The 7144-nt window shown below is 57.7% G+C and carries 6 protein-coding genes and 1 pseudogene; 4 read left to right on the plus strand and 3 right to left on the minus strand.

Annotated elements, in window-relative coordinates; translation table 11 throughout:
- Positions 1-3: 3 nt before the first annotated feature.
- The 3 genes from GIW28_RS10065 to GIW28_RS10075 are packed head-to-tail and all read right to left on the minus strand — an operon-like array spanning position 4 to position 3548.
- Positions 4-981, minus strand: a complete 978-nt coding sequence (locus tag GIW28_RS10065; RefSeq protein ID WP_099549914.1) for an ABC transporter permease — start codon at positions 979-981, stop codon at positions 4-6.
- On the minus strand, positions 978-2531 hold the full coding sequence (locus GIW28_RS10070; protein ID WP_017138768.1) for a sugar ABC transporter ATP-binding protein: 1554 nt from the start codon (positions 2529-2531) through the stop codon (positions 978-980). Before GIW28_RS10070 ends, GIW28_RS10065 begins: the two co-directional genes overlap by 4 nt.
- A 57-nt stretch (positions 2532-2588) precedes the next feature.
- Entirely contained in the window at positions 2589-3548 is a 960-nt protein-coding gene (locus GIW28_RS10075) for a sugar ABC transporter substrate-binding protein (RefSeq protein ID WP_236447240.1), read from the minus strand.
- Between the two features lie 494 nt (positions 3549-4042).
- On the opposite strand from GIW28_RS10075, the gene GIW28_RS10080 reads away from it, so the two are divergent.
- The 4 genes and pseudogenes from GIW28_RS10080 to GIW28_RS10095 form a co-directional block, all read left to right on the plus strand.
- On the plus strand, positions 4043-5131 hold the full coding sequence (locus tag GIW28_RS10080) for an asparaginase (RefSeq protein WP_056861272.1): 1089 nt from the start codon (positions 4043-4045) through the stop codon (positions 5129-5131).
- A 186-nt stretch (positions 5132-5317) separates the two neighbouring features.
- On the plus strand, positions 5318-5566 hold the full coding sequence (locus GIW28_RS10085) for a DUF1654 domain-containing protein (RefSeq protein WP_017138765.1): 249 nt from the start codon (positions 5318-5320) through the stop codon (positions 5564-5566).
- Between the two features lie 4 nt (positions 5567-5570).
- Positions 5571-5960 (plus strand): annotated as a pseudogene (locus tag GIW28_RS10090) (endonuclease); the annotation flags it as partial.
- A 122-nt stretch (positions 5961-6082) separates the two neighbouring features.
- A partial coding sequence (locus GIW28_RS10095) for a tyrosine-type recombinase/integrase (protein ID WP_236490393.1) occupies positions 6083-7144 on the plus strand: 1062 nt, incomplete at its 3' end.

Below are 7144 nucleotides of genomic sequence, written 5' to 3' on the forward strand. Positions count from 1 at the left end.
GGTTCAGCCCCGCCGACTGGCGCGCTGGCTGCGGTAGGTGTCGAGGACCACGGCAATCACGATCACGGCGCCGGTAATGATGCGTTTGGTTGGCTCTGTCGCACCGATCTGCGCAAGGCCGGCGGCCAGTACCGAAATAATCAGCACACCGAAGAAGGTGCTGATAACCGAACCGCGCCCACCCATCAGGCTGGTGCCGCCGATCACTACGGCGGCGATCACTTGCAGCTCCAGGCCGGAGCCGGCATTCGGGTCCGCCGCTTCCAGGCGGGAAATCTGGAACAATGCCGCCACCCCGGCCAGCAGGCCCATCAGGCTGAACACCAGGATCTTGTAGGGCTTGGGGTTGATGCCGGCCAGGCGCACGGCTTCTTCGTTGGTGCCGATGCCGATCAGGTAGCGACCGAATACAGTACGGGTCAACACCAACTGAGCGGCGATGATCACCAACAGGGCAATGATGAACGACGGCGAAATCCCGAAAGCCACCGGGTTCGACAGCCAGGCATAGGAGTCACCGATATAGGCGGTGCGCGAGCCGGTCATCTGGTAGGCCACGCCACGCGCCATTTCCAGCACGCCAAGGGACACGATAAACGACGGAATGCGCCATGCCACGGTAATCGAACCCGTAATGGTGCCCGCCAACGCAGCGCAGCCCATGCCCAGCAATGCGGCTGGCAACACGCTCCAGCCCCAGCCCAGAATCGCCACACTGACCGCCGAAGCGGCCAGTGCCAGCACCGAGCCCACCGACAGATCAATGCCGCCGATGATCAGGATGAACGTCATGCCCACCGCCAGCACCATCAGGTCCGGGATCTGGTTGGCCAGGGTGCTGAAGGTGTCATAGGACAGGAAGTGGTCGCTGAGCACCGAGAACAGCGCAATCATCGCGAGCAAGGCGCCGGCCAGCCCCAGGTAGGTGCCCAGGCCGTAGAAGTTGCCGCCGGTTTTGCCCGGGGAAGAAGTGATTTTCATGGTGTTTCCCTAAGCACTGCGTCGTTGAGCAGCGCGTCACGTTTTTGATAGCCGGCAAAGGCGGCGGCGAGCAATTCGTCCTGGGTCCAGCTGTCGCGCTCGAAGGTCTCGATCAAGCGCCCGGCAGACAGCACACCGATGCGATCGCAGATCAGCATCAGTTCGCGCAGGTCACTCGATACCACCACCAGCGCTTTGCCCTGGCGCGTCAATTCGCCGAGCAAGGCATAAATGTCGAACTTGGCGCCGACGTCGATACCGCGAGTCGGCTCATCGAACAGCATTACCGCGCAGTCGCGCTCCAGCCAACGGCCAATCACGACCTTCTGCTGGTTGCCGCCCGACAACTCGGACACCAACTGCGCCGGGCTGGAGCTGCGGATGCGCATGGCATCGATCTGGCGCTTGGCCAAGGCAGTTTCGTCGCGGCTGTTGACCACGCCGCCACCGGAGATTTCCGGCATGTTGCCCAAGGCAATGTTGGCGCTGATGGATTGGGTCAGCAGCAGGCCTTCGCCCTTGCGGTCTTCGGTGATCAGCGCGATGCCATGGCCCACTGCGTCCACCGGCGAGCGAATGCTCACCACTTGGGCTGGCGAACCCAGGGCCACGGTGCCGCTGTCGGCCAGGTCGGCACCGAAAATAAGACGCAGCAATTCAGTGCGGCCGGCGCCGATCAGGCCTGAAATGCCATAGATCTCACCGGCACGCACCTCAAAGGACACATCGCGAACCTTGTCCGAGCGGGTCAAGCCTTTGACCGTCAGCGCCGGGCCGCCAATGGTGCGTGGCCCCAGGTCGATCTGCTCACCCAGCTCGCGGCCGACCATCAAGGTCACCAGCTGCTCACTGTTGTAATTGGCCATCGGCTCGACGCAGACCAGCTTGCCGTCACGCAGTACTGCAATGCGCTGGGCAACACGGGCGAGCTCTTCAAGCCGGTGTGAAATATAAATGATCGCCACGCCCCGAGCCTGCAGGCGGGTGATTTGTTCAAAGAGCATCTCGACTTCACGGGCCGTGAGCATGGCGGTCGGTTCGTCGAGGATCAGTACATGGCAGTCGCCGATCAGGTTGCGGGCGATCTCGACCATCTGCTGATGGCCAATGCCCAGCGTCCCCACCAGGGTGTCCGGGTCGATCGCATCCAGGCCGACCTGGGCCATGGCTTCGATCGCAGCTTTACGCAGTTGCTTGCGGTTGATCCAGCCACAGTTGCGGGGCAGGTTGTCCAGGAACAGGTTTTCGGCCACGGTCAGGGTCGGCAGCAGGTTGAGTTCCTGCATGACCATGCGCACGCCCAGCTCTTCAGCCTGGGTGCGGCTGCCGGGACGGTAATCCTGGCCATTGAACTGCATGTGCCCGGTGGTCGGCGTGACCAGCCCGCCGATGATTTTCGACAAGGTGCTTTTACCTGCGCCATTCTCACCGGTCAGCGCCAGCACTTCCCCGCGATTGAGCGTCAGGGTGATGTCGGACAGTACCGGTTGGGCATAGGTCTTGCCGATACCGCTGACCGAGAGGACAGCGTTCGGGGCGGAAGATGACATAGGAAAATCTCCAGGCGCCCGCTCAGGACGAGCGGGCGCTGTTGGGTGCTGCCAGGATTACTTCTTGAGGACGAGTTCGACCGGGGTTTCGATCACGCCGTCTTTGGCATCGACTTTTTCACCCTTGACCAGCTTGAGCGCGTTCTGGATACCGAACACCGCTTGCTGGGCCGCGGCCTGGTCGGCGGTCGCGAGTACGCGGCCGTCTTGCAACATAGGCTTGATGGCTTCGATATTGTCGTAGCCAACCACCAATACCTTGCCGGCCTTGCCTGCCGCACGTACGGCGGAGACAGCGCCCAGGGCCATGTTGTCGTTACCCGCCAACAGCGCCTTGAGGTCCGGGTATTCGCTCAGCATGGCGGACGCCACTTTCTGGCCCTGGTCGATTTCCCAGTTACCCGATTGGGTGGAAACAATCTTCATGCCTGCCGCGTCCATCGCATCCTTGTAGCCTGCGGTGCGCTGCTGGGCATTGGTGGTGGTCGGCACGCCTTCGATGATGCCGACCTTGTCACCTGCCTTCAGTTGCTTGGCCAGGTAGTCACCCACCAGCTTGGAGCCTTTGCGGTTGTCCGGACCTACGAACGGGATATCGAGGTTTTTGCTTTTGAGCACGTCCGGGTCAAGGCGGTTGTCGATGTTGACGACCTTGATGCCGGCATCGGAGGCTTTCTTCAACACGGTGACCAGTGCCTTGGAGTCAGCCGGCGCGATCACGATGGCGTTTACTTTGGCGAGGATCATCTGGTTGACGATATCGATCTGCGCGCTGGTGTCGGTTTCGTTCTTGATCCCGTTGGTGATCATGTCGAAATCGGCAGCGTGTTCTTTCTGATAAGTCTTGGCGCCGTCCTGCATGGTCACGAAAAATTCGTTGGCCAGGGACTTCATCACCAGGCCGACCTTGGGTTTGGCGGCGGCGTCATCGGCAAAGGCAGAGGAAAGGGGCAGAGCAGCGGATGCGGCGGCAAGCACAGCGACAGCAAGAAGACGTCCAGCAAATGGCAGCTTCATGGGTTCACTCCGATCTTATGATTATTGTGAGCAACGCTTGCACTGCGAAACATCTCGCAAACGTTTGCGTTGTTCAAACTATGAGAACCTTGTCGAGATTTGTCAACGGGTGAAAAGCGTCTTTCATCCAGGCGCTCGGTTACCTTCCCTTACACCCTGCGGGTCGCAGGATTGAACCTCAGCTTCTCCCGGTCGTTGTCTAAAACGACAGGCTATGGCGCCCAAGTCCCACACCCACCGTTGATATTCCATCATGGTTTTCGGACAACCGAACGCAATACCACCCTGCTGTTCGGAATGCCGGACGAGCACGCTGCCCACTCATCTTAAAATTCAATATAAGTTGTTTTAAATCAACACGTTAATTTATGACCGCGAACATCATGGGCTTGGTACAAATCCTGCTCTTTCCAAGCACCTCGCGGCATTCAGAACGGCCCGGGTGTTCTCGATGAACCTGCTACAGCACTCATCAAAAACCAGAGAGAAAAATAATGAAATCTGCACTGAAGACTTTTGTTCCGGGCGCCCTCGCCCTCCTGCTGCTGTTCCCCGTTGCCGCCCAGGCAAAGGAAGTTGAAACCAAGACCAAACTGTCCAACGTCGTGATCCTCGCCACCGGCGGCACCATTGCTGGCGCCGGCGCCAGTGCGGCCAACAGTGCCACGTACCAGGCGGCCAAAGTCGGCATCGAACAACTGATCGCCGGCGTTCCTGAGCTTAGTCAGATCGCCAACGTACGCGGCGAACAAGTGATGCAAATTGCGTCCGAAAGCATCAACAACGAAAACCTGCTGCAACTGGGCCGTCGTGTTGCCGAACTGGCCGACAGCAAGGACGTGGACGGTATCGTGATCACCCACGGCACCGACACCCTGGAAGAAACCGCTTACTTCCTCAACCTGGTGGAAAAAACCGACAAGCCAATCGTGGTGGTCGGTTCCATGCGCCCGGGCACCGCCATGTCGGCGGACGGCATGCTCAACCTGTACAACGCCGTAGCCGTTGCCGGTAGCAAAGACGCACGCGGCAAGGGCGTGCTGGTGACCATGAACGACGAGATCCAATCGGGTCGCGACGTGAGCAAAATGATCAACATCAAGACTGAAGCGTTCAAGAGCCCATGGGGCCCGCTGGGCATGGTGGTTGAAGGCAAATCCTACTGGTTCCGCTTGCCTGCCAAGCGTCACACCATGGATTCCGAATTCGACATCAAGACCATCAAGAGCCTGCCGGACGTTGAAATCGCCTACGGCTACGGCAACGTGAGCGACACGGCTGTCAAAGCCCTGGCCCAGGCCGGCGCCAAAGCCATCATCCATGCCGGTACCGGCAACGGTTCGGTGTCTTCCAAGGTGGTGCCTGCCCTGCAGGAACTGCGCAAGCAAGGTGTGCAGATCATTCGTTCTTCCCACGTGAATGCCGGTGGTTTCGTTCTGCGCAATGCCGAACAGCCTGACGACAAGTACGACTGGGTCGCCGCACATGACCTGAACCCACAAAAAGCCCGGATTCTGGCGATGGTTGCCCTGACCAAGACCCAGGACAGCAAAGAGCTGCAACGGATGTTCTGGGAATACTGATCCCCGGTAACACGGGTAGAGGCGGGTTCACCCGCTTCTACCTCTCCTCTTACACCTCGATACAACTCCCCGCGCTCAATCACCTCGCTGAAAACGCTGCCAGACAAACCTCCTGAATTTTAAGCAGTTGCGAAAATCGTAACAGTTAAATACTGTATGCCCGTACAGCACACTAAGGAATACTCCGTGGCAACGTCCTCTTCCGCAGCGCCAACCCCTGACGCGTACGCACGCCTTGCCGTTCGCGTGCAAAAAATCATCAATTCGACCAATGCCCAGAAAGCCAAGGCTGCCTTGATCTTTCGCTTGCCGGATGAGCCTGAGGAGGAATGGGCGCGCTTGCTGGAGGAGATTGCGGAGAACGACAACGTCACCCTCGCCTACCGGGATGACGGTGGCGTGCAGATTTTCTGGGTTGTGCCGAAGGAAGATTGATTCAATGAGTGGCCGTTTTATTGCTGTTTTTTGCCTGTTTTTTGCCGTTACAGCCCACGCACAGGCGCCTCGAACCTTCAGCGAGGCCAAGAAAGTCGCCTGGAAGCTCTACGCCCCGCAATCCACGGAGTTCTACTGTGGCTGCAAATACACCGGCAACCGGGTCGATTTGAAAGCCTGCGGTTACGTACCGCGCAAAAATGCCAACCGTGCCGCACGCATCGAATGGGAACATATCGTCCCGGCCTGGCAGATCGGACATCAGCGCCAGTGCTGGCAAGCCGGCGGGCGCAAAAACTGTACGCGTCACGATGATGTGTTCAAGCGCGCCGAGGCGGACCTGCACAACCTGGTGCCGAGCATCGGCGAGGTTTATCCGAGAGAGAACCGCTTTTAGGGAAACGTTGACACGCTCTTCTACGCACGTTGACAGCACCATAAGCTGCTGATTAGCTTAGCTTTATGAAGCAACTCTTGCTTCGGGGCTATGGGTGCAATGCGATGAAGATAAAATTTGTGAAAGACATCGCTTGGTCAGGCGGCCCCCTCAATACCTATGCCGTTCTCGAGGATGGGCCGATCACAGAAGAGAGCATCGTCCCAGCCCCAAGTCTTTATCTAATACACCTAGCCCAAGATGGGCAGCTACCCAACTCCATCCGCTCCTGTGCATATGACCTTCGAGGCTTCTTCGAAGCCCTGCGCGTTCATGAGCAAGATTGGAGACGCCTCACAGATCTCGACATGTCAGGCTATCTGTACGGCCACTTGAAAACGACCAAATCGTGCACTGACAAGACAATCGAGCGCCACATTTCCACCCTCAAAGCATTCTATGCACACGCCTGGCAGATTGGGATGCTCGATGCTCCGGCATCCTTCACCTACCTGTACCTTTCGACGGAGCAGAAGGTTCAAGGGGACGGCAAGAAAAAAGTCAACTTTGACCTCTTCAGTAAGTACATCCAGAAAGACATCCTCAGCAGTCTGCTGGGCAACATCAAAGCCAAATCCCCTTTCGAAAAGGAGCGGGACGAGCTGGTTCTTCACCTCGGATACTATTGTGGACTTCGCTGTGCCGAAGTCACCGATCCGCGAAATCTGCAAACGGCTGATTTGAGGAGACGCATTGCTCTGGCGGAGCAGAGCGGTGATAAGACCATAACACTGCCTATTATCGGGAAGGGAGATAAGCTCCGGCAGGTTGACTGCCCTCCTAAAGCTCTCAAAAAGATCAAGGCCTTCATGGAGGGTCGACGCAGGACGGATAATATTGCGAATGGATCGTTGATTTGCAGGAGGAATGGCGCTTCATTATTCGAAGGACACGCCTCTAATATTTTCAAGTCAGCAAGAATCTTAGCTAGCACAAAAATCGAGAGCGTGATATCCGAACTTCACGCCAAAGACCCGCATCTACACTTTGTGACCAAACCCAACTTTCTCAAGTTGACCTTCCATGCGCTGAGACACACATTCGCGACCAATCTCGTTGACTTCTGCTACAAACACGGGTACGACCCTTGGCAGTATGTTCCAGAACAAATGGGACACGAAGATGAGGCAACTACTAAAGAC

The sequence above is a fragment of the Pseudomonas sp. PA-5-4B genome (genome assembly GCF_021606215.1).
Lineage (GTDB): Bacteria > Pseudomonadota > Gammaproteobacteria > Pseudomonadales > Pseudomonadaceae > Aquipseudomonas > Aquipseudomonas edaphica.

Excerpts from the sequence above, each read along its gene's own strand:
- GIW28_RS10075 (WP_236447240.1), bottom strand. The coding sequence starts at position 3,548 with ATGAAGCTGCCATTTGCTGGACGTCTTCTTGCTGTCGCTGTGCTTGCC.
- GIW28_RS10070 (WP_017138768.1), bottom strand. The coding sequence starts at position 2,531 with ATGTCATCTTCCGCCCCGAACGCTGTCCTCTCGGTCAGCGGTATCGGC.
- GIW28_RS10080 (WP_056861272.1), top strand. The coding sequence starts at position 4,043 with ATGAAATCTGCACTGAAGACTTTTGTTCCGGGCGCCCTCGCCCTCCTG.
- GIW28_RS10065 (WP_099549914.1), bottom strand. The coding sequence starts at position 981 with ATGAAAATCACTTCTTCCCCGGGCAAAACCGGCGGCAACTTCTACGGC.